Source organism: Methylotetracoccus oryzae, from assembly GCF_006175985.1.
GTDB lineage: Bacteria > Pseudomonadota > Gammaproteobacteria > Methylococcales > Methylococcaceae > Methylotetracoccus > Methylotetracoccus oryzae.
Map to the genome: position 1 here is coordinate 31,473 of NZ_SRSH01000027.1, position 21,369 is coordinate 52,841.

General features: G+C 61.2%; 15 protein-coding genes. 5 read left to right on the plus strand and 10 right to left on the minus strand.

Going from position 1 to position 21,369, the window contains the following annotated elements:
* Positions 1 to 42: 42 nt before the first annotated feature.
* The gene (hflK, locus tag BWR02_RS19665) at positions 43 to 1,071 is read left to right on the plus strand and encodes an FtsH protease activity modulator HflK (RefSeq protein ID WP_139559614.1); all 1,029 of its coding nucleotides are present in this window, start codon (positions 43 to 45) and stop codon (positions 1,069 to 1,071) included.
* Positions 1,068 to 2,021 carry a protease modulator HflC gene (gene hflC / locus BWR02_RS19670; protein ID WP_139559615.1) on the plus strand — a complete coding sequence of 318 codons (954 nt, stop codon included), beginning with the start codon at positions 1,068 to 1,070 and terminating at the stop codon, positions 2,019 to 2,021. The genes hflK and hflC overlap by 4 nt, the downstream gene beginning before the upstream one ends.
* A 105-nt stretch (positions 2,022 to 2,126) precedes the next feature.
* Here the strand turns inward: hflC and BWR02_RS19675 are convergent, their stop codons facing one another.
* The 7 genes from BWR02_RS19675 to BWR02_RS19705 all read right to left on the minus strand — a co-directional run bounded on the left by BWR02_RS19675 (position 2,127) and on the right by BWR02_RS19705 (position 9,597).
* Complete coding sequence (locus BWR02_RS19675; RefSeq protein WP_139559616.1) at positions 2,127 to 2,888, minus strand: sulfotransferase family protein; 762 nt, start codon at positions 2,886 to 2,888, stop codon at positions 2,127 to 2,129.
* A 73-nt stretch (positions 2,889 to 2,961) separates the two neighbouring features.
* Complete coding sequence (gene queE / locus BWR02_RS19680; protein ID WP_139559617.1) at positions 2,962 to 3,603, minus strand: 7-carboxy-7-deazaguanine synthase; 642 nt, start codon at positions 3,601 to 3,603, stop codon at positions 2,962 to 2,964.
* 5 nt (positions 3,604 to 3,608) lie between these two features.
* Complete coding sequence (locus tag BWR02_RS19685; RefSeq protein WP_139559618.1) at positions 3,609 to 4,703, minus strand: 6-carboxytetrahydropterin synthase; 1,095 nt, start codon at positions 4,701 to 4,703, stop codon at positions 3,609 to 3,611.
* Complete coding sequence (gene queC / locus BWR02_RS19690; RefSeq protein ID WP_139559619.1) at positions 4,700 to 5,416, minus strand: 7-cyano-7-deazaguanine synthase QueC; 717 nt, start codon at positions 5,414 to 5,416, stop codon at positions 4,700 to 4,702. The genes BWR02_RS19685 and queC overlap by 4 nt, the downstream gene beginning before the upstream one ends.
* A 119-nt stretch (positions 5,417 to 5,535) precedes the next feature.
* Positions 5,536 to 7,095: an alkaline phosphatase D family protein gene (locus BWR02_RS19695; RefSeq protein ID WP_139559620.1), complete on the minus strand. Its 1,560-nt coding sequence runs from the start codon at positions 7,093 to 7,095 to the stop codon at positions 5,536 to 5,538.
* A gap of 84 nt (positions 7,096 to 7,179) precedes the next feature.
* The gene (gene purD, locus BWR02_RS19700; RefSeq protein WP_139559621.1) at positions 7,180 to 8,460 is read right to left on the minus strand and encodes a phosphoribosylamine--glycine ligase; all 1,281 of its coding nucleotides are present in this window, start codon (positions 8,458 to 8,460) and stop codon (positions 7,180 to 7,182) included.
* A 231-nt stretch (positions 8,461 to 8,691) separates the two neighbouring features.
* On the minus strand, positions 8,692 to 9,597 hold the full coding sequence (locus tag BWR02_RS19705) for an SPL family radical SAM protein (RefSeq protein ID WP_521615338.1): 906 nt from the start codon (positions 9,595 to 9,597) through the stop codon (positions 8,692 to 8,694).
* A gap of 401 nt (positions 9,598 to 9,998) precedes the next feature.
* Here BWR02_RS19705 and BWR02_RS19710 point away from each other — a divergent pair, with 401 nt between their 5' ends.
* Together BWR02_RS19710 and BWR02_RS19715 are read left to right on the plus strand one after the other, a co-directional pair.
* Positions 9,999 to 10,484, plus strand: a complete 486-nt coding sequence (locus tag BWR02_RS19710) for a hypothetical protein (RefSeq protein ID WP_139559623.1) — start codon at positions 9,999 to 10,001, stop codon at positions 10,482 to 10,484.
* Between the two features lie 726 nt (positions 10,485 to 11,210).
* Positions 11,211 to 12,074 carry an SMODS domain-containing nucleotidyltransferase gene (locus BWR02_RS19715; RefSeq protein WP_139559624.1) on the plus strand — a complete coding sequence of 288 codons (864 nt, stop codon included), beginning with the start codon at positions 11,211 to 11,213 and terminating at the stop codon, positions 12,072 to 12,074.
* A 13-nt stretch (positions 12,075 to 12,087) separates the two neighbouring features.
* On the opposite strand, the gene BWR02_RS19720 is transcribed toward BWR02_RS19715, so the two are convergent.
* The 3 genes from BWR02_RS19720 to BWR02_RS19730 are packed head-to-tail and all read right to left on the minus strand — an operon-like array spanning position 12,088 to position 18,760.
* The gene (locus BWR02_RS19720) at positions 12,088 to 12,864 is read right to left on the minus strand and encodes a hypothetical protein (protein WP_139559625.1); all 777 of its coding nucleotides are present in this window, start codon (positions 12,862 to 12,864) and stop codon (positions 12,088 to 12,090) included.
* A gap of 50 nt (positions 12,865 to 12,914) precedes the next feature.
* Positions 12,915 to 16,061 (minus strand): BPTD_3080 family restriction endonuclease, encoded by a 3,147-nt coding sequence (locus tag BWR02_RS19725; protein ID WP_139559626.1) that lies wholly within the window; start codon positions 16,059 to 16,061, stop codon positions 12,915 to 12,917.
* A complete protein-coding gene (locus BWR02_RS19730; RefSeq protein ID WP_139559627.1) occupies positions 16,061 to 18,760 on the minus strand; it encodes a site-specific DNA-methyltransferase in 2,700 nt (899 codons plus the stop codon). The genes BWR02_RS19725 and BWR02_RS19730 overlap by 1 nt, the downstream gene beginning before the upstream one ends.
* A 326-nt stretch (positions 18,761 to 19,086) precedes the next feature.
* Here BWR02_RS19730 and BWR02_RS19735 point away from each other — a divergent pair, with 326 nt between their 5' ends.
* Positions 19,087 to 21,246, plus strand: coding sequence for a sialidase family protein (locus BWR02_RS19735; RefSeq protein WP_139559628.1), 2,160 nt, complete (start codon positions 19,087 to 19,089; stop codon positions 21,244 to 21,246).
* Positions 21,247 to 21,369: the final 123 nt, after the last annotated feature.

Genomic DNA, 21,369 nt, shown 5'->3' on the forward strand with positions numbered 1-21,369 from the left:
GCAGCGCGACCGAAAAGTCATACGGCGAAAGGAGGGAGAGTGATGGATACAGGCTTGCCGGATGTGCCGGGTCTACCGCCGGGTTCCGGTCGAAAGGGTCCGCGCGGCGGCTTGTGGCCGGGGCTGTTCGGCGCCGTGCGGCTTTCCGCGCTGCAGTTGTTCGGCGTGTTGCTGGCGGTAGTCGGTCTTTGGACGTCCTACTACACGATTCCGGCCGAGTCGGAAGGCATCGTGCTGCGCTTCGGCGAGTACATTCTGAAGGTGCCTCCGGGTCTGCATTTCAAGCTGCCGTTCGGTGTCGACGAGGTGTTGACCGTGCCGACCCAGCGCCAGTTGAAGCTGGAGTTCGGCTTCACGACCCCTTCCCACACCAACCCCGACCAGGCTGCCATAAGTCCAGAGAAGGAGCGCTCGATGGTGACCGGCGACCTCAACTCGGCCCTCGTCGAATGGATCGTGCAGTACCGCATCACCGAGCCCGAGACCTACCTGTTCGCCGTGCGCGAACCTGGCCAGACCTTGCGCGACATCTCCGAATCCGTCATGCGCGAAGTGGTCGGCGACCGCACGGTCGATGAGATCATCACGATCGGACGGCAGCAGATCGAGGACCGTGTGCTGCAAAGGATGCGGGAACTGTCGGAGCGTTATCACCTGGGCTTGTCCATCAACCAGGTTCAGTTGAAGAACGTGAATCCGCCGGAACCGGTGCAGCCCTCGTTCAACGAGGTGAATCGGGCTCAGCAGGATCGTGAGAATGCGATCAACCTGGCCAATGGCGAATACAACAAGGCGGTGCCGCGCGCCCGGGGCGAGGCCGACCAGAAGATCCGGGCGGCCGAAGGTTACCGGTTCAAGCGGGTCAACGAAGCCGAGGGCGATGCTGCGGCTTTCACGGCGGTGCTGGAACAATACGTCAAGGCGCCGGAGGTCACGCGGACCCGCATCTACCTGGAAACGCTGGGCGAGGTGCTGCCGAACACCCGTCAAGCGATCATCGTCGATGATTCGGTGCAGCAACTGCTGCCGATGCTGCCTCTGCCCGAGCGTCTACCGGAGGCGACGCAATGAACGGGTGGCGCCGAGCGTTGGTCGGCCTGTCGGCGCTCGTAGTCGTACTGGCCTATTCAGCGGCGTTCACCGTCAATCAGACCGAACAGGTCATCATCACGCAATTCGGGCGGCCCGTGCGCGAGCCGATCATCGACCCCGGCCTGCATTTCAAACTGCCGCTGGTGCAGCAGGTCACGCGCTTCGACAAGCGCTATCTGGCCTGGGACGGACCGATGGTGGAAATGTCGACCAAGGACAAGACGTATCTGCAGGTCGACACTTTCGCCCGCTGGCGGATCACCGACCCGCTGCGCTACTACCTGCGGCTCCGCGACGAGCGCAGTGCCCAGTCACGGCTGGAGGATATCCTCGGTTCGGAGACGCGGACGACGATCGCCCGTCACGAACTGACCGAGGTCGTCCGCACCGACAAGGACCGCGTGCCCTTGCAGGATGAGGCCATGGGCGCCGTTGGCGTGCTGCGCCCGATCCATTTCGGGCGCGTGCAACTGGAGAAGGATGTGTTCACCGCGGCGGCGCCCAAGCTCGCGGAGTTCGGCATCGAATTGCTCGACGTGCGCTTCAAGCGCATCAACTACAACCCGGAAGTGCTCGACCGCATCTACCAGCGCATGATCAGCGAACGCCTGCAGATCGCCCAGCGTTTCCGCTCGGAGGGTGAGGGTGAGGCGGCCCGGATCAACGGCAACAAGGACCGCGACCTCAACGAGATCGCGTCCAATGCTTACCGGCAGGTGCAGCAGATTCAGGGCGAAGCCGACGCCAGAGCGACCGAAATCTACGCGCGGGCCTACACCCAACGCCCCGAGGCCGCCGAGTTTTACCGGTTTCTGAAGAGCATGGACACCTACCGGAAGGTCATCGACCCGGACGCGACCGTCGTGCTGTCCACCGGCTCCGAACTGTTCTCACTGCTGAAGCGCATGGATGGGAAGGCCGGACGGTAGTAACGCAAGGCCGTCGCGAAGGCGGCGGCCATCTCAGCAATAGCTGTTTGTCTGCTCGGGGCCAGCGGCAGGTGCTGCATCCCAACCGAGGCTGGGCTGGCCGTGTCATTCGCCGCAGGGCAGCGCGAAAGGATAGCCAAAGGCGTCGAAGTCCTTCCGATAGCGCTCATAGACGCGTCGTTGAAGATCGGCATCGTAGTAGCGTGTGAGGTTGACGTTTGTGGACGTACGATGGCGATCTTCCACCTTGTAATACTTTTGAAAGTCCGGCGAGACAAGGCGGCCAATATGGTGGAAATCGGCTTCGAAGGTCTCGAACCTCCCCACGAAGTCATAGGTGATGGCGTCCTGGAATGTCTGGTAATACTGGATGCGCCAATGCGGGTCCATGACGCTGATGGGCTGGGCCTCAACGGCCGCAAAGAACTGTTCGAACGAGATTTCCGTCTGCAGCGACGATGGGTCGTAGCCTAATTGTCTGAGGATCTGAATTTTCTGCGTGGCATTGCCCACGATCTTGTCGAGATAGCATGACAGGAAGCGCGTATACGGATTTCGCACGAAGCAAAATTTCAGCAGGTCGCCACGCGATAGGAACTTCGCCAGGTCACCCACTTGAGTCGGACCAATCAGTGGAGAGTACTGCCGCTTGTGCATGTCCGCCGACTGTTCATGATGGAAGTCCTCATCCTGCAGTTCCAGTCGCTGCAGCGTCAGCTTGATCGTCGAGCAGGCGACCTTCGGGGTTTCGACGTAGACGTATCGGTGCTTGAGCGAAATATTCAGACCGTAGTTGAAGGTTTCGACCGGGACGTAACGGGCATAGCGACCTGCCGACTCGCAGAAATGCTTCCAGAGATTGGACATGATGGAGGGAATGCGATTTCAGAATGCTGCAGATAGGTGGGGCATGATGCAGGGAGGAATCTGGAGTGTGACCTCAGGGTATCCCCAGCAGCTTGTGGGTCTGCAGGCTGAGCCGCCACTGGGGGTGGGCGAGGCAATAGTGCAGCGCGCGTTCGGTGTTCTTCTCCCGGTCCGGCCCGTCCATCGGTTGCAGCAGGAATCGTTCGAACGCGAGGCCTGCGAAGCGCTCCGGCGGTGCATCGGCTTGCGGATAGACCAGCTTAAGTTCATCGCCCCTAGTCAGTACCAGTGCCGCGTTCGATTTCGGGCTGACGCAAAGCCAGTCGATGCCCGGCGGCGCCGGCCGTGTGCCGTTGGTCTCGACGGCGATCTCGAAGCCGCGCTCGTGAAAACATTCGATCAGCGCGGTATCCAGTTGCAGCAGCGGTTCGCCGCCGGTGCAGACGACGAAGCGTTTTCCGGCACCCGCGCTGACGTCGGGCCAACAGTGGGCGACCGCGTCCGCCAGGGCGTCGGGTGTGGCAAAGGTTCCGCCGCCCAGGCCATCGGTACCGACGAAATCGGTATCGCAGAACCGGCAGACGGCCGCCGCGCGGTCGGCCTCGCGCCCGGACCACAGGTTGCAACCGGCGAAGCGGCAGAACACCGCCGGCCGGCCGGCCTGGGCGCCCTCGCCCTGCAGCGTGTAGAAGATTTCCTTGACCGAATAGCTCATCGGCGTCAGGCCGGCAGCGCCGGGCCTTCCTCGCCCCAGCTCAGCAGTACGCCGCAGCCGGGTGTCTCGTACAGGTCGATCCGATCCAGCGACGGCAGCCGGGTGGCCATTGCGGACCGGATCCACAGTGCCAACGAGCCCGGGTCGGCGTCGACAAGCCCCGGCAGTGCATTCAACAGATCATGGTCGAGTTGCCGGTAGATCGGCGTGAACAGCTCCTTGACGTCGCCGTAGTCCACCGTCCAGCCATGCACGGCATCGAGCGGCGCGGTCAAATGCAGCCGGACGATGTAGCTGTGACCGTGCAGGCGCCGGCGCGGATCGCCGTCGGGCGCCTGGATCAGGCGCAGCGCGCTTTCGAAGCGGTGCTCCTTCCAGATGCGGTAATGCCGCCCGTCGTAATGGCAGCCGGCGGTGTGCGTCTCGTAGACGGTAACCCAGGACAGCTCCGGCAGCACTGCCGCAAGCCGGCGCCAGATCCACGCGGCGAGCTTCTCGCTGGTCGGATTCTCGAGGCCCGGCACGTCGTTCAGGCAGGCATAGTGCAACTCGGCCTGCAGCGGCTCCCAGAGCCGGCCGAGGTGATCGAAATCGACGCCCATGTCGCGCTGCGTCAGGTCCTGCTCGGCATGCACGATGACCTCGAAGCCGTGCCCGTGCATCCGCCCGCAGCGGTGTCCGGGAGGCACATTCGGCAACTGATGGGCTGCCTCGAAGCGGAAGCGCCGCCAGATGTGCGCGCGGTCGTGCGGGTCGAGATCGGCGCCCTGCTCGCTGGTGCTCTGCACGCCGACCGATTCGATGCCCGGCACCTCCAGCCGCTCCCGGATCCAGCGGGCCAGATTCTCGTCGGTCGGAATGGGCAGGTGTTCGTTCAGGTCGGCGTAATCGAGCGGGGCCAGGCAGTCACCGAGCGCGGCGCTGAGCGCGCTCGTCCCGGCGCCGCGGTAGCCGCCCCAATCTTCCGGCACGGCCGCGCGGACGCGCGCCAGGAAGCTGTGACCGTGCAGGCGCCGCGAGCGGTGTTCGTCCGGCAGGACCGGTATCCGGCAGGCGGCCTCGAAGTTCGTGGCCGCGACGTGGAGCAACCGGGTGTTCACGCGTCGGCGAGCCCGAAACGGCTCAGCAGCGGGTCGGCGAGTCCGGCTTCGGCGAAGCCTTTCGCGCGCAGCAGGCAGGAGTCGCAGGCCCCGCATGGCGCGCCGTCGGGTGCCGGGTCGTAGCAACTGCTGGTCCAGGCGTAATCGACGCCGAGTTCGGTGCCCCTTCGAATGATGCCGGCCTTGGTCAGCGCGATCAGCGGTGCATGAATCTTCAGCCGTTGCCGCCCTTCGACGCCGGCCTTGGTCGCGAGATTCGCCATGGTCTCGAACGCGGCGATGTACTCGGGCCGGCAATCCGGGTAGCCGCTGTAGTCGAGCGCATTGACGCCGATGAAGACGTCGCAGGCTTCCAGCACTTCGGCCCAAGCCAGCGCGAACGACAGAAACACGGTGTTGCGGGCCGGGACGTAGGTGATCGGTATACCCTCGGCCATCGCGTCGGCACTGCGCTGCTTTGGCACCGGCAGGTCGCTGGTCAGCGCCGATCCGCCGAACTGGCGCAGGTCGATGTCGGCGATCACGTGCTCCTTAGCGCCGAGTGCCGAGGCCACGAGTCGGGCCGAGTCCAGTTCGACGCTGTGGCGCTGGCCGTAGCGGAACGACAGGGCGTAGGGCTCGAAACCTTCGGCGCGGGCGATCGCCAGCGTCGTCGTGGAATCGAGGCCGCCGCTCAGCAGGACGACGGCTCGTGGGATAGGGGGTGCAATCATCGGGTGGCGCGGTCTTCGGCGAGGTGACGAGGGCAGGCTGGCCGCGCCGATCCCGGAGACGGGGGGCGTGCGCTCAAGCCGCCCAATGATTGTAAACCGGTACGATGCCGGCGGGGGATTCAGGCCGGTTTGGCCCCGGGTTTCCCATCCTCGACGACCCAGGACGAGAGCGTGTGGCAATCCGAGTCGCGCTTGCGGATGTCGGCCAGCGCGCGAATGTCGACCAGACAACGCCCGGGCGTCAGTTCGAAGCGGGCGTAGCCCCGCGGCACGCCGGTCGCGAAATGGATGAAGTCGGCGCCCTCGCGCTTGGCGGTCTGGATCAGATCTTCCGATGGCGGTTGCGAGCTGATCGAGCCGCAGACGAACTCGCTGGCTACGACCGGCGACTTCGGGTCGTCGAAGTCGGTCTTCAGGTCATTGACCCAGAACGAATGCACGTCGCCGCCGATGGCGATCGGGTTGGCGGGCTTAGCGCTCGCGAGGCACTCCATCAGCCGCTTGCGCGCGGCCGGATAGCCGTCCCAGCAATCGGTGTAGATGTTGAGACCGTCACCGGACTTGGCGTCGATCTGCGCCATCACGGTTTCCTGGCCCAGGATGTTCCAGCGCGCCTTGCTGGTTCTGAGGCCGGCTTCCAGCCAGCGCTCCTGCCGCGCGCCGAGCAGCGTGGCCTCGGGATTCAGCCGTTCGTTACAGCCTTCGACATGGTTCGAGCCGCCGCGGCCGGGCTTCGGACAAGGCTGCGGACTGCGGTACTGCCGGTCATCCAGCATGTGGAAGTCGGCCAGCCGGCCGAATGCGACGCGGGTATGGATGCGCATGTCCGGACCCAGCGGCACCATCGAGCGGCGCAGCGGCAGGTGCTCGTAATAGGCCTGATAGGCGGCCGCCCGGCGCCGCAGGAACCAGCCCGGTTCGTCGTCGTTCTCGGAGCGGGAGCCGGCGTAGTCGTTTTCGACCTCGTGATCGTCCCAGGTCACCAGCCACGGGCAAAGGGCATGCGCCGCCTGCAGGTCGGGATCGGTCTTGTAGCGGGCGAAGCGGGCGCGGTAGTCATCCAGCGTGATCGGTTCCGGGCCTTCGTGCTTCCGGACGTGGTCCTTGCCCCAGGACGATTCGTAGATGTAGTCGCCCAGATGGACGATCAGGTCCAGGTCGTCCGCCAGCATGTGCCGGTAGGCCGCGTAGTAGCCCTGCTCGTACTGCTGGCACGAACCGACCGCGAAGCGCAGCCGGGACGGCTCGGCGTCCAGCGCCGGCGCCGTGCGCGTCCGTCCGATCGGGCTGGTCGCATTGCCGGCATGGAAGCGGTACCAATACCAGCGGTCCGGCTCCAAGCCGTCGACTTCGACATGGACCGAATGGCCCCAGTCCGGCGTCGCGTAGCTGGAACCCTTGGTGACGATCTTGCGGAAGGCCGCGTCCGCCGCGACCTCGAATGCGACCGGCATGACCACAGGCGCCATGCCGCCTCCCGGTGCCAGCGGCTCCGGCGCCAGCCGGGTCCACAGCACGACACCGCCCGGCAACGGGTAACCGGAGGCGACGCCCAGTGCAAAGGGATTGGCGGCGAACTTCGTCTGGGCGGACAGGATGCGCGGCAGCGCGCCGGCGGCGGCGAGGCCGCCAAGCGACTTCAGGAAACGGCGGCGGTCGTACGGGTAGCGGTGGTTCATGTTACGGGGGAATTGGTAAACCCGGGGCTCAAGCCTAGCCCACGCGCTTTACGGTTCCAAGACCGCTGCGGCGCAGCGGGCGCCTCAGTCCCGCCCGATGGCGCGGTAGCCGATATCGGTGCGGTAATAGACGCCATCCCATGCGATGGCCCGGGCCCGGCGGTAGGCCAGGCGCTGGGTTTCGACGACCGTGTCGGCCAATGCGGTGACGCACAGAACCCGTCCGCCGGCCGTCACGATCTGGTCGTCGTGCCGGCGCGTTCCGGCATGGAACACCTTCACGCCGGGCTCGTCCGGCGCGTCCAGACCGCTGATCGGATCGCCCTGTCGATACTCGCCCGGATAGCCGCCCGCCGCCATCACGATACCGAGCGCCGTGCGCGGGTCCCATTCGGCCGAGACCTGGTCCAGACGCCCGTCCAGCGCCGCCAGGCACAGTTCCGGCAGATCGCTCTTCAGCCGCAGCATGATCGGCTGGGTTTCCGGATCGCCGAAGCGGCAGTTGAATTCGAGCACCTTGGGTTCGCCCGCCGGGCTGACCATGACGCCGGCATACAGGAAGCCCGTATACGGCAGGCCTTCCGCAGCCATGCCGCGCAGTGTCGGCAGGATGACTTCCGCCATGATCCGTTCGTGCAGCGTGGGCGTGACCACCGGGGCCGGCGAATACGCGCCCATGCCCCCCGTGTTCGGACCGCGGTCGCCGTCGTCGCGCGCCTTGTGGTCCTGCGAGCTGGCCATCGCCAGCGCATGCGTGCCGTCGGCCATGACGATGAAGCTGGCTTCCTCGCCCTGCAGGAATTCCTCGACGACGACGCGGTGGCCGGCCGCGCCGAACACGTTGCCGGACAGCATGTCCTCGACCGCGGCGATCGCTTCTTCCTGGGTCTGCGCGACGACGACGCCCTTGCCCGCGGCCAGTCCGTCCGCCTTGACGACGATGGGCGCGCCGCGCTCGCGAATGTAGGCGATGGCCGGTTCGGCCTGCTCGAAGGTTTCGTAGGCGGCGGTCGGAATGCTGTGGCGGGCCAGAAAATCCTTGCAGAAGGATTTCGAGCCTTCGAGTTGAGCGGCCAGGCGGGTCGGGCCGAAGCAGCGCAAGCCCGCGGCCGTGAACTCATCGACAATGCCCTTCACCAGGGGCGCTTCCGGCCCGACGATGGTCAGGTCGACGGCATTGTCCTGCGCGAAGCGCTTCAGCCCTGCGACATCGTCTGCCGCGATGTCGACATTGGTCAGCTTTGGTTCGATTGCCGTGCCGGCGTTGCCCGGCGCAACGAACACCCGGGTGACTCGCGCCGACTGCGCGCACTTCCAGGCGAGGGCATGTTCGCGGCCGCCGCCGCCGACGATGAGTACCTGCATGGGGGGAATCGAAGCCTCTCGTTGCCAGTGGGTTGTAGGCCGTGATTATAAGGGAGCGGGCCGCTTTGTCGGGCACACCGGCCCAATCGCATTAACCCTCAAGTCCGTCATGCCCGCGGGACTGCACCGAGCCCACCGCCACGGCGGCTCACGGCCCGTCTTCCCCAAACCGTCATTCCAGGTGGGAACCCGGAATTCGCGCGTCCAGGGACGGCGAACCCGAAGCCTGACTCAGGCCACACACGGGAAGAATCGCTCCGCGGGTACATACCGCAGGATTTCGTTGCGGCAGAAGCCCAGCAGCGCTTCTTCCAGATCCGCCCGGTAGGAACTCATCCCGCGCCGCGATTCGAGCGGACCCGCGAACAGCTTTTCGTCCGGGTAAAGGTCGGTCATCCGGCGCAGAAAGGCGTCGGGCAAGCGGAAGGCGCCGAGACTCACCGAATGGATTCCGGCCGGATCGAGCACGCGAAAGACCTCATCGAACATCGCCCGGTAACAGTCCTGCCAGCCGTCGACATAAATCACCGGGTCGAAGCGCAGGCCGATCGGCCAGCCCTGCCGCTGCAGGCGCTGGGCGGCCAGCAAGCGCTTGGCGGGCGTCGGGGCCTTGTGGTCGACCGCGGCCGCGATGGTTTCCGGCATGAAGCTGAACGCGACGACGGCGCGCTCCAGTGGCTCCACTGCCAGCAGCGAGCGCACCTGCGTGCTCTTGGTTCGCAGCTCCAGCCAGGCATTCGGCAGTTCCCGGAACAGCGGCAGGAACGCGGCCGCGAAGCCGGTCACCGGTTCCAGCGCCAGGCTGTCGCAGTCGTAGCCGGAGAAGAAGTGCACCGGCTCGCCGGCGGCCTCATCGGCGATGCGCCGGATTTCCGCCTGGAAATCCTCGTAGTTCACGAACAGCAGGTAATTCGCCGAACGGTACATGCCCTGCAGGAAGCAGTAACGGCAGTCGTACACGCAATTCAGCATGTGCGAGAAATAGTAATTCCGCGCGGCGCCGATGCCGTAGCCGGGCGGCGCCGGCAGCACGAAATTGCGGTACTTCTCGGCCAGGATCAGCGCCGGTTTCTGCTTCTGCAGCCGGAAGTTCTGCGCCTTCGGATTGAACACCTCGCCATAGCGCGCGCACGGCACGACCCGCGCCTCGGGGAAGCGGGCAATGACCTCGGCCGCGCGCGGATGGTCGCGGACGGCGTCTTCAAGGTAAAGCGTGTCGATCAGGGCTGGAACCGTGAGGGTGGCGTTGCCGGGGCGGCGGCGCGGACGCGCGCCGGATGTTTCGGTTGCTGTGCGCCGATTTATGGTCGGGGGAGCGCGAGAGGGATTTTAACCGACGCGTTTTCGCGGTGATTTTGGGTTTGCTCCCTTCAACAGCGTGATGCTCTGCACAGTTCCGAGAAAATAGTCCGGTTATCAGTGGTTAAAGTCGCGGCGCGCGGCTAGGTTTCCTCCTTGCGTGCGCAGGCTTTTGGGCAGCGTACGTGGCCGAAGCCGCCAGCTTCCCAAGTGACATCGAACCCGAGAGGTAAAAGCTCATGTCCACCCACACCCTTCCAACCAAGACCTTGACCGAACAGGAAGTGGCCGAAATCGTGACAATGCTCGAAGCGTTGAAGGCCAAGTTCGACTTTCTGATCACCTTGACCGCGCAGGAGCGGCGCCAGTTGCCGAAGCTGGGAGAACGCTCGATCGGCTTCGAGGAAAAGTGCGCTCAACACATGGCCTCTCATCCCGAATTCCTTCCGGGCTTCGTTGCGCTGGATGAGATTAACCTGGAGCGGACTTTGCGTGGCCAGTTGATGCGCTGTTTCGCTCCGTTACAGGCATTGTCCAGTGCCATGGAAGACACGCTGATGGCTGTTGGCAGCGACATCTGGCTCGCTGACCTCGCTTTCTATCACAGCGCGCAGGATGCAGCGCGTCGGAAGCTCCCCGGGGCGGAGGCGATTTGTAATGACCTGAGTTCGCGGTTCCCCGGGGGCGGGCGGAAAAAGGAAACTGCAGAGCCGGTTCCTGCCTGAGCACCTGCGAGTCTTTCGTGGCCGGCTGAGTCGCCCTTTACACCGCGCCCGACCAGGAGCGCTGCGGCACCATCGCGCAAAGGAAAACTCGAGGTGTAGATGACATGGACGCCGACTCTCTAACCCGCGGCGGACAATATCGCAGAACCGCCGTGGGTTCTTTTCTTCCCGCCGTCAACTCTCCGCAACTCCCCCACGACCCAAAATCGGGCGCGATGAGAGCTGTGTAGCGTCCCCTGCGACAATCAAAGCGTCTCCCTCGCCAATCCGAGCGTCGCGGTCGTCGCTCCGAGCGTTGCGATGGCCGCTCGGAGACTCGTGGTCTCTGCTCCGAAAGTCAACGCCGAGTTCCGGAAACCCGTCTTCCGCGCCCTGGGTAGCATCGCTGGGGCTTTTCTTGTCACGCTCGATTGATCTTGCGTGGTTGGCGTAGCTAAAGGAATCGCTCGCGCAGCTTAGGGTGACTGCCCGGTCGCTCAGCGGTTCGGCACGTTCACTGCTCTCCCCCCATGAAGGAGTGGGCGGCCGCCTAGAGTGGCCTCAGCTCGCCGCATCGCGTTTCGCGGCTTTACGCTGGCAACTGAAAATCGCACCGTAAGTTGCGCCGTGCCTGCGTCTTAGTGCTATTTAAGATGCTTGGTAGTGAACGGTTCATACTTTCTGTTGTTCTCGACAACAGAACTGCCGTTGCTTAACGTGTCTGAACTTACCGAAGGGGGATGCCGAATGGCTACAACAATCAAAACGGGCTTTGAGAAACTCCGCGAGAACCTGCAAATAACGACATTGCAGTCTTCTACAGTTTCGACGAGGCAACAAAACGTGCGCGAGGCGGTGCAACAAGAGTTCACTGTTCTAACATCATTTCTCGCCGGATCTTATGCCCGTTCCACGATGATTGCGCCCCTGAAGGATAGCGACATAGATATTATTGTAGTCCTAGACCCGTCCTATTTTTCGAAATACACGCCAGCTTCATTACTTGACCGCCTTCGCGCTGTCCTGCTCCGTACCTATCCAAAGACACCGAAAATTAGCCGTAACGGCCAAGCCGTCACCATCACATTTACAGATTTTGTAGTTGATGTTGTTCCGGCATTTAATCGTAACGGTGGCGGCTACCTGATTCCTGACTCCGTTAATAAGCGCTGGATTAGCACCGACCCGACGGCTCATGCCTCACTACTTACGGCACAAAATAAAGCACATGACGGGAGCCTCGTTCCACTCATCAAAATGATCAAGGGATGGAATCGCATTATAAATGGCGCGTTCACGGGCTTTTATCTCGAACTTATGACCACTGACATTCTTACAAATGTCACTATCTCAGATTTTCCTAGCGGCGTTAGATACGTTTTTGACAAGGGGCGTGATAAGATAAAATACAAGCAGCGCGACCCTGCCGGCTTCGGGGGCTATATAAATCCGCTCAATAACGTTAATACGGTAGATGATGCTGTGAGTCGCTTCACAACGGCATATAATCGCGCCGTGAAGGCAGAGGAGTTGGCAAGCGCAAACAAAATTCCTGCCGCGTTCGAGGAATGGCGGAAGATCTTCGACGACTATTTTCCAACATATGGTTAAGAGGTATTCTGATCTATATTTTTAATGTTGCTTTTATCCTATCCCACTCCATTGAAAGTGACGGATTGAGTTTTTGGAACACTTTTGCGGACAGCATAATTCCAGCATTGGCCTTTCCAGTCTCGTAGAACATTGCAAATTCAAGCACTCGCGCATTCATTGTGCTTCGATTGGGGGAAGCTTGAAAGACGGAATACAGATGCTTGTAGGTGTCGTCGCATCGGATTCGCAACCATTCGAGTCTGAACCAGCGCGATAATATTTGTTCGCTGAATATAGCCTGCGCCGCCGTTGCCGCGACAGCCAGTTCAGTATTCCTATAAAGAAGAACGATAACAAAAGCAGCTAAATAAATTAATACCTTGAGGCGCTCAGTCTTGGCCATTTCCAATGCAATGGCCCTACTAAAGTGGCTGTTCTCCATGACGGCTACGCCAAGCCGTTTAATCGGGTCTGTCTGATCGTTGTTGTAGTAGCCAGTCGTTTGCTCGTGAGTCAACGGAACGCCATGTGCGTTGGAAAGTAAATCGAGACGGCGCTGATCCTCGGCCCGGGGTGTCCAGTAAAGCCGAATGCCAAGCCCAAGGAAGAACACAACGATTACACTCAATACAAATGCGATTTGGACAATGGAGTAAGCTGTTTGATATTCATTTTTATTTACCAACAAGACCGTGAAGGAAAGAAGCGCGGCTATGTAAAAAAGTGTGTCCGTCGTCGATTCTGCGACCTCTAGAGGACGAAAGTAGCGGTCTCGAATCGGATCAATCTTGGTCGGAGCGCTAGCCATACACAGAGAACTTTCGTGAAATTGGAAGTGGAACAGAATTCCGATGCCGCTTACATCAATTCGAACTGCCCTTCATCCCATTTGGCGTTTGCGTAACCATTGAGCGCAATCCCAGCCTTTCCGGGGTCGGTGACCAGCAGATAGTGCCAAGTGCCGTGCTGCCCGAGCCGGTTGACGGCTTTGACCCAACGTTCTGCTGCTTTTGCCTTTACGTCGGCGCTGTCGGTGACCTGGCCCTTGATCTCCACAATGATGTTGAGACCGGCATCGGTGACAACGAGGAAATCCGGCACATAGCGGGCCGGGATGCCCTTGTTACGGTAGGGTATTAAGAAGCCCAGGCGATCATTTTTCACCCACTTTGTCACGCCTGGGTGACTATCTAGCAGGAATGCCGCGCTTTGCTCCCATTTCTTTGTATCCGCCACCATCGCGTTGAGGTGGCACTTGGTGACCGGGTAAATCGGCTTCGTGGTGTGGAAATCCACATACAGTGTGCTCCCGCGCCCGGCCGCGCCTTGTGGGATCACAGCCACTTCGGCGCTCCCGGTCGCGGTGCCCTTCTTGATTGCTTCCAGCAGTGAACCGATGGCGGCCTGCATGTACTCGCCCACCAGCAGCACATCGCAGGGCTGGCTCCCGCCTTTCCGATCGAGCTTTTCGGCCAGGAACCGCTTGGCTGCGAAGGCGACCTTCGGGAACAAGACCTGCACCGGAACGGCTGCCGCGCCGTTGTCCTTTTGCCAGCGGACGCAAATCTCCCGCGCCAGCTTGAAGGCAACTTGCTGCTCCCGAAACATCCGTCTCCAGTCCTTCAGGGACAGAACCGGTTTTTCGCCCGGGCCGTAAGCTGCGAGTGCGCCATCTGGCGTCGTCAGAGGGGTTAGCTCGACCGTTTGCGGAATGTTAATTGGGTCGATCGTAACCTTGGCAACCTGGTCCCAATCCACAAAGACATCGAACTGCCCGGATTCGTGATAGCCGGTCACGATCGGGAACGTGATTTCGTAGGTGGCCTTCTCCGGTACGGAATAGATATGGCTCGGGTCTGGCGCTTCGGGGGTCGGACCAGCGGGCGCCACCTTGAACGGGATTAACTCAAACGGTACCCCGAAGACCTTGGCGGTCTCTTCGGCGAACATCTGGGACTCTTCATTCAGTGCGTAGCTCTTCCGGCGCAGGGCGCGGCCGACGACCTGCTCACACAAGAGTTGCGAGCCAAACGGGCGTAGACCGACGATATGGGTGACGGTGTTGGCATCCCAGCCCTCGGCTAGCATTGCGACCGAGACGATGCAGCGGATGTCCCGGCCCGGCGGAATCCGCTCGTCCATCCATTTCAACGAGCCGTCGTTGTCTTCACTGGCGACTTTCTCATTGTGCTTGCGGACAAGCTCCGACCAGTCTTCGGGGATCTTCCCACCCGGCCACTCGGCCTTGCCGGTGGTTTCGAGGATGAAACGCAGCCGCTGGGTCTCATCCTTGGTGCCGCCCTCCTCGATGTCTTCGATGACCTTCGAATCAATGCGCACCGTGACTTCCTGCCCCGGCTGGTTCTTGAACCAGGGCGGCGACACGCCATAGCCATCATTTCCGTTCGCCAGCCAGCCGTACACTTCCTTGGCGACGGCGGTATCTCGGCACACCACGATGAACACCGGTGGCACCGGGTGTTTGTGCTGCTGTTTCGAGGTGCGTTCCCATTCAGTGAAGCGCTGATGCCATTCCGCCGCCAGCAGGTTGATCGGGGCACTGGCATAGTTCATCACGAGTTCGGAGGTTAGCTTCTTCCCGTAGCCGTCTTCTTCAGCCTTGGTCTGAACCCAGCGCCAGATATTGAAATAGGCAGCCTCGTCGGCACCGGTCACATCGCGCGACGGCAGTTGCGGAATCTTGACCAGACCGGATTCAATTGCATCCAACAGCCCGAAATCCGAAACGATCCACGGAAACGGCTTGCCTACTTCGTTGCCCGAGCCTTGTATATAGAAGGGCGTAGCGGATAGATCCACGCAGAGGTTGATGCCGCGCTTGCGTCTACCCCCGGCCAGCTTGTTGATGCGGTCGAGACCTTCAATCCAGATGGTCGCCTCGCGCGCGTTCTTCTTGGCGAGGTCTTTGTCTTCATCGAGGGACTGTTCGTCCCCGGTCACGTCCCCGCGCCGATAGGCGTGGTGGGCTTCATCGTTGAAGACCAGCCAATGCGGACTCCGGCCCTTCCCGCTGCCGAGTTCCTGCCGGAGACGCTTGAACCATGCCGCGTCGGACTCGAAGTATTTCACCTCGAGTGATTCATTGTCCTTGCCCGCATTCTTGACCACTTCCACCGGCTCGCCGGTCTTGACCACCTTGGCCGAGGTTCCGTTGACTGTGTTGGTTTCCTTCTTCGCCAGCCGGTGCCAGTTGGCGATCATCACCTCGCCCCGGCGCAGCTCTTCCATCCGCTGCGGCGGTACCAACTGGCGGGTGCGATACAGGCTCAAGTCGCCGAGCGCCGGATCGAGTTCCTGCAAGCGCTCGCGGATCGTGACGTTCGGACAGACAATCAGAATGGTGTCGGAGTACCGGTCATCCGTGGGCGCGGCTACACGGTTGAGGATTGACCACGCCGCGAGCATGCCCATGACGGTCGTCTTGCCGGACCCGGTCGCCATCTTGCAGGCGTAGCGGACGAATGCCTTAATGCCTGCGGCCTTGGATTCGAGGCCGGGTTCGTCCTTGGGGATCGCTGGCAGCCCCTTGCGATAGTGTTCGCTTGCCTCGAGCAGGAAGATGATCGTTTCAACTGCCTCGATTTGCGCGAAGAACAGCCGCTGCATTCGGTCTTCGCTGCGCCATTGTTCCAATAGCTCCTTCGTGACGCTGGAAGCACCGTCATAGGCGAAGCCTGAACTGCGAGTGCCGTCGCGCCAGTCTTGAAGGCGCGCGCGGATGCCGTTGACGATGGTGAGTTCGACTTCCTCGCCCTTCTCGGTCTCGAACAGTTCGACCTGCGCTTTGTTCTTGCTGCCGCGCCCGGAGTGTTCCGGCACCCGGTAGAAGTAGCTGGCCCGACGGCGGCCGTCTGCTTTGACGGGCGGCTTGCCCCGTTCAATCTGCCAGTGAAATTGCGGCTCGTAGAACGGCGAATTGATGATTGGTGAGTCCACCTCAGCGGGTGTTACCGGCGGCGACAACTCCTGTTTGGCGGTTGCCATCAGTGCGCTCCCTCTGCGTTTTTGACGACCATCAGTTCATTGCCCCGGTCGTCAATCACCTTGACGGCAATCCGCCGCTGGTCGCCCAGCGTGAACGGTTCGCTCACCGTCCCGGCCAGATGCTCCCACACACTGTCGCTAAAGTCGGCCTTGAGCGATTTCCGAAGGTTGTCCCATGCCCCGGTTTTCGGGAAGAACACTTGGGCGGCGCAAAACACCATGCCGTTGTAATTGGTGTCCAGCATCCAGCACGGCAGGTTCTCGGCTTCGATGGAGTCCGTTTCCATCGTGTCGGGCCGGAAAATATCGAGGCCTTTGACTTCCACCTGATGCAGTGGCGTTCCGTCCGGCTTGTTCCCGGCGGGTTCCAGCGCGACTTCCGGCAGGCCGGTAATCGAGAAAATCTCGCTGGACTTGCTCGTTTTCAGCAAGTCAGACATCACCACATCGGGAGTCATGGCAATGTAAGTGGTTGGGATCTTCAGCTTTTCCAGCATTTCGCGGGCCTTGGCTTGTATCGCGAAGCCGAACAGGAAAAGTTGCTGGAAGCCCTGTTGCAGCGCTTCCGTGTGAGCGTTGAAGACGTATTCGGAGCCAATCGCGCCATCTTCCGGGCCAAAGACGATCGCAATGCGTTTTTCCGAGCCGTTCTTGGCCGTTGCCTCGGCGTGGATGTACTCCCGATCCGCCAACGGGCGGACGGTTTCCAGTTCAAGGCTGACATTCCCCGGCAGCCGCAGCGTCTTGCTTTGCCGCAGCACCTCAATCATGCGGTCAAGATAGGCGCGGGGGCTGGTGTAACCCTTCGAGGCCTCGGCGACTTGGCTGCCTTCTTCGGCCAGCGTCAGCGCCGCTTGGATAGTGGCTTCGACTGTGAACGGCCCGCAGACACGGGTGATTTGGTTGTTCACCTCCGGGCGGTCAACCAAAGTAACCATTTCCGGTTGTTCGTTGTTGGCTATCGACTTCAGCGTGATGCGCGGCACGAGGCCGCCGACCTCTTCACCCTTGCGGTTCTGCTTGCGCTCGTAAACAAAACCACCCGAAGGGCCTTGGGCATGGTTCTTAAGGCGATACCATGGAAACGTAGCGGTAAGTAGACGTTGCCGAGCCAGAGCGAGCGGAACGCGAGACGTGTCACAGGTAATCCAGCGGCGGCCCCATTGTTCGGCGACGTAAGCCGTGGTGCCGGAACCGCAGGTAATGTCCAAGACCAGGTCGCCGGGGTCGGTGGTCATTTGCATACAGCGCTCGATGACTTTAAAACCGGTCTGCACGACATAAACCTTATCGTCCGTAAAGCTTCCGGTCGCAGTATCCGTCCAAATATTCCCGATCTGCTGAAACGGAAAATCGTCCGTAAAGCGGACATACTGGATGCTATTAGCGGCAACGTGAATGCGTCCAGCTTCAGCTATTCGTTTCATCCCATCTGGATAATTAGCCTTCCAATGCGAATTGGCACCTGGCTTATAAGTTTTTCCTAGATACTCGAATGGTTGTGGTTCGGATGATGCCCCTTGAGACTGGATATTATCTGGTTTATAAAGCCTAGCATTAGGCGGAATCTCGACTTCACCTCGTTTTTCTGCGGCAGTGACGCCACGATAAGTGCCATCTGGCAGGAGAACCCATCGCGCATTTCCTTTCCCAAGCTCAACGGGCTGCGGCTGGAACATCTTGTTGTACCGAACTTTATCCTTATCCTTGGCATACCAGAGCATAAAATCCCCGACCGTGGGCAATGTCGAAGATTCAAATCCTGATGTAGTCTGGAAGCTGATCTGCGAGACGAAGCCCACCGGAAAGACCTCATCCATCAACTCTCGCACATGGTGGAGGTTCTCATCAGAAATTTGCACGAAAATTGAGCCGGATTCATTGAGCATTTCCCGCGCAAGGAGTAACCGGTCGCGCAGATAGGCGAGATAGGAATGCAGGCCGAGTTCCCATGTGTCACGGTAGGCCTTGACCATCTCCGGTTCGCGGATCATTTCATCGTCCGCGCCGTGCTTCACGTCGCGCTTGCGCACGAATGGCTGGAAGTTCGAACCAAACTTGACCCCATAGGGCGGGTCGAAATAAATCATCTGCACCTGCCCGCCTAGCCCCTCGTATTCGAGCAGGGAGTTCATCACCTGCAGCGAGTCGCCGAGGATGAGGCGGTTCGTCCACGGGCCTTTGTGCTGGTAGGCATCCAGCTTGTCAGCTATGTCCAACTCGGCATCGCCGAACAGGTCTAGGGTCGTGCCGCTGGCCTTATGCGCTTTGAGGGTTTCCAGAATGGCTTGCGTGGAGTGCCGTTCATGCACGAACAGCGGCAGCGTCGGCACGGAAATCTGTTGCCGTTCGGCCTTACCCGCCCAATTGAGGAAGGGCTTGGTCAGGCTCCTTAGCCGTGCTGCGCACTGGGACAGTGACGAGAAGGTTTCCCGCGTTCCTTCCCACATCTGCGGCTGCGCGAAGACAACGCTCTCCCCCCTCTCCGCTGCTTCGGTCACGAGGTTCAGCAGCCATTCGGCGAACGGGCGTTCGGCGTTCTCGTCCCAACACAGTTCCGGCGCGAGGCTGGAATCGTAACGGTAGGTTTTGGGCTTTTTCTTGTTTGGAAACTGTGCCTCGACCCCGACATCGGGACGTTGCACGCTTTCTTGAGAATGCCGGTAGGCGGACGAAGCGGCTTTGGAATCTTCACTCATCTGGCTGGGCTCTCCCTTGCGTTCCCCGTGTAGCGACAATCTACACCAGCAGGGCGCCTATGCCACATGGGGTAGGGCAGGAAATGCTCCGTTTAACGATCGAATCGGTGCGACATGCAATGGCCTTGCGATAGGGCAAGCTCTCCGGCCTAGCCCCGTGTCGAGTGAGAAGACGCCGGGTCTGCCTGTTTGCTCATTCAACGGCTCGCACTCGATTAACCCCAACACCCCCGCTTCCCGACCCCGCACTTCGGCATGACGCCGTTCCATCGACCATACTTGAAGGGGTTCGACAACTGACGTTTGAACCGTCTGGAGTATGTGTCATGAAAGTCTATCGACTCCTTGTTTACTGGTCGCTGATGGTGGGTTGTCTGCTGGCCGCATCCGGTGCGAACGCACGGAACCCCGCACTCTCCTCGCACATTCGCGATCTCTCCTACACCTCGGCACTGGAGCCCGAGGGGACTTACTGGTCGGATGAATTCTCCAACCTGGCGGTGGCCTGGCAGAACGTGCATACGCTCTGGTACAGCCGCAAGGACGACTGGAGCGATCGTCGCTTCGTGTATCGGCGCTCGACCAATCGCGGCGTCAGTTGGGCTACGCCGCTCGTCGTCGCCGCCGAGTCCGATTCTCCGGGCAGCTCGCTGATTCACAACGAATCAGACCGCTACCTCTGCGTGGCCGGAACCACCGTCCATGTGGTGATTTCGCGTTCTTTTCCCATCACGCAGCAACGCAGCTGGTACTACAACCTGGAGTACTACCGTTCCACCGACAGTGGCGCCACGTTCGAGCCGGTGCGAGTGCTCGCTTCGAGTGCCGATGCCTGGCATATCGATCAGTCGCGGGTCGCCTGCAACCCGCAACGCGTGGTGATCGCCTACCGAACCCGCGCGAACTGGTACGACAACTACCATATCAACGCGCTGGTCTCGGAGGACAAGGGCGCCACCTTTCGCAACACGGAAGTGGTGGGCTCGAACGATCGCGACGGCAGCCTCGAGGACTTGGTGCTGTCCGGGACCGAGGTCTACGTGCTGTATTACCACCTGCTTGAGGACTATTACTACGGCAACTTTCAGGCGCGGATCGGGCTTGCGTCCTCGATCGACGACAGCCAGTCCTTCCGCAGTGTGTTCCTGACGACACCGGCGACGGACGGGCGCTATTACGCGCTGGGCACGAAGGACTTGTACAACTCGCCCGACCTCGCCGTGGAGGGGTCGAACGTCCATGTCATTTGGAATCAGCTCGATACGAACTATCAGGGTACGAAGACACTGATGTACGCGCGGTCCACCGATAATGGGGCTTCCTTCGCCGCGCCCAAGGTCCTTTTCAAGGGCAACACCCTCTATCCGGGGCAGGAAACCATTGCCGCCAAGGGCAGCTATGTCTACATCCTGTTCCCGACGACGGACAACAAGATCCAGCTGCGGCGTTCTCTGACTTCCGGGTGGGGGTTCCAGGAGGTACAGGAGCTCAGCACCACGGGGGGCTGGTGGCCGGAAGTGGTCCTCGATCCGCGCGATGCCACGGGGGCGACGTTCTATGCCTTCTGGGATGCGCCGACGTATCGCCAGACGACCAACGCCGGCAAGACCTTCAGCCAGCCGCTGTGGTCCCATCCGATCTTCAGCTACAACCGTCTCCATCGCTCGCAAGCCATCGTCGACAGCGTGGGCACCTTGCATGCGACGACCAGCGGGTTCTTTTACTCGAACGCGTTATGTAACGGCATCTGCGACTGGGATACCTTCTATCGCCGGATCCCGCCGGTGCCCGATCCCTCGGGTACGCAGATCGGCATGCGCCTGCTGACCCAGGGGGCCACTTTCGAAGATCGCGTTGACAATGTGCAACTGGCGTCGAAAACCCTGGGTTTCACGACGGCCATGACGGCCGAACTGTGGGTCAAGGATCTGGGCGGCGGCATCGGTACCGGATTCACCGACTACCGAACCCCGATGTTGTTCAAGCAGCGAACGCTGTCGACGGGATACGAACCGGCCTTCGGTTTGGCGACCCGCGACTACTACGGGCAACGGAAACTGGTCGCGGATCTGGAGACGACCTCCGGGTTCTTCGCGCTCTCGGCAGACGGTGACAAGGGGCTGCTGACACCGAAGGTCTGGACGCACCTGGCCATGACCTACGATGCGGCTGTCGCGGCCGACAACTTCCGCTTGTACCGAAACGGTGTGCTCGTCGCTAAGGCGACCGTAACGGGCAACGTGGTTGCCGGATTCGGCAATCTGCTCATCGGACGCTACGGTAACTGGCTGGTGGACGAAGTCCGGCTCTGGGACCGCGCCTTGACCGGCGCTCAGATCCGGGCCGGCAAGGACGGACCATTGACGGGCAAGGAAGTGGGCCTCAACGCCTATTACAACTTCAACAACACCATCAAGGACATCACCGGCAAGGGTAATGATGGCATCCTGATGTACAAGGAGGCTTTCACGGCCGGGAAGTTCTGAACGAGCGAGCCCCTCGCTCATGACAGCCCCCGCGGCACGGATTCGCCGCGGGGGTGCTCGCAAAGCCCCGGCGGTCTTCGCCGGGGCCGGTGCAGCGAGAGCCGTTGGCACCACGCCCGATTG

Bases quoted from the DNA above. Each gene is read 5' to 3' on its own strand.
- hflK (WP_139559614.1), top strand. From the start codon at position 43: ATGGATACAGGCTTGCCGGATGTGCCGGGTCTACCGCCGGGTTCCGGT.
- hflC (WP_139559615.1), top strand. From the start codon at position 1,068: ATGAACGGGTGGCGCCGAGCGTTGGTCGGCCTGTCGGCGCTCGTAGTC.
- BWR02_RS19675 (WP_139559616.1), bottom strand. From the start codon at position 2,888: ATGTCCAATCTCTGGAAGCATTTCTGCGAGTCGGCAGGTCGCTATGCC.
- queE (WP_139559617.1), bottom strand. From the start codon at position 3,603: ATGAGCTATTCGGTCAAGGAAATCTTCTACACGCTGCAGGGCGAGGGC.
- queC (WP_139559619.1), bottom strand. From the start codon at position 5,416: ATGATTGCACCCCCTATCCCACGAGCCGTCGTCCTGCTGAGCGGCGGC.
- BWR02_RS19695 (WP_139559620.1), bottom strand. From the start codon at position 7,095: ATGAACCACCGCTACCCGTACGACCGCCGCCGTTTCCTGAAGTCGCTT.
- purD (WP_139559621.1), bottom strand. From the start codon at position 8,460: ATGCAGGTACTCATCGTCGGCGGCGGCGGCCGCGAACATGCCCTCGCC.
- BWR02_RS19710 (WP_139559623.1), top strand. From the start codon at position 9,999: ATGTCCACCCACACCCTTCCAACCAAGACCTTGACCGAACAGGAAGTG.
- BWR02_RS19715 (WP_139559624.1), top strand. From the start codon at position 11,211: ATGGCTACAACAATCAAAACGGGCTTTGAGAAACTCCGCGAGAACCTG.
- BWR02_RS19720 (WP_139559625.1), bottom strand. From the start codon at position 12,864: ATGGCTAGCGCTCCGACCAAGATTGATCCGATTCGAGACCGCTACTTT.
- BWR02_RS19725 (WP_139559626.1), bottom strand. From the start codon at position 16,061: ATGGCAACCGCCAAACAGGAGTTGTCGCCGCCGGTAACACCCGCTGAG.
- BWR02_RS19730 (WP_139559627.1), bottom strand. From the start codon at position 18,760: ATGAGTGAAGATTCCAAAGCCGCTTCGTCCGCCTACCGGCATTCTCAA.
- BWR02_RS19735 (WP_139559628.1), top strand. From the start codon at position 19,087: ATGAAAGTCTATCGACTCCTTGTTTACTGGTCGCTGATGGTGGGTTGT.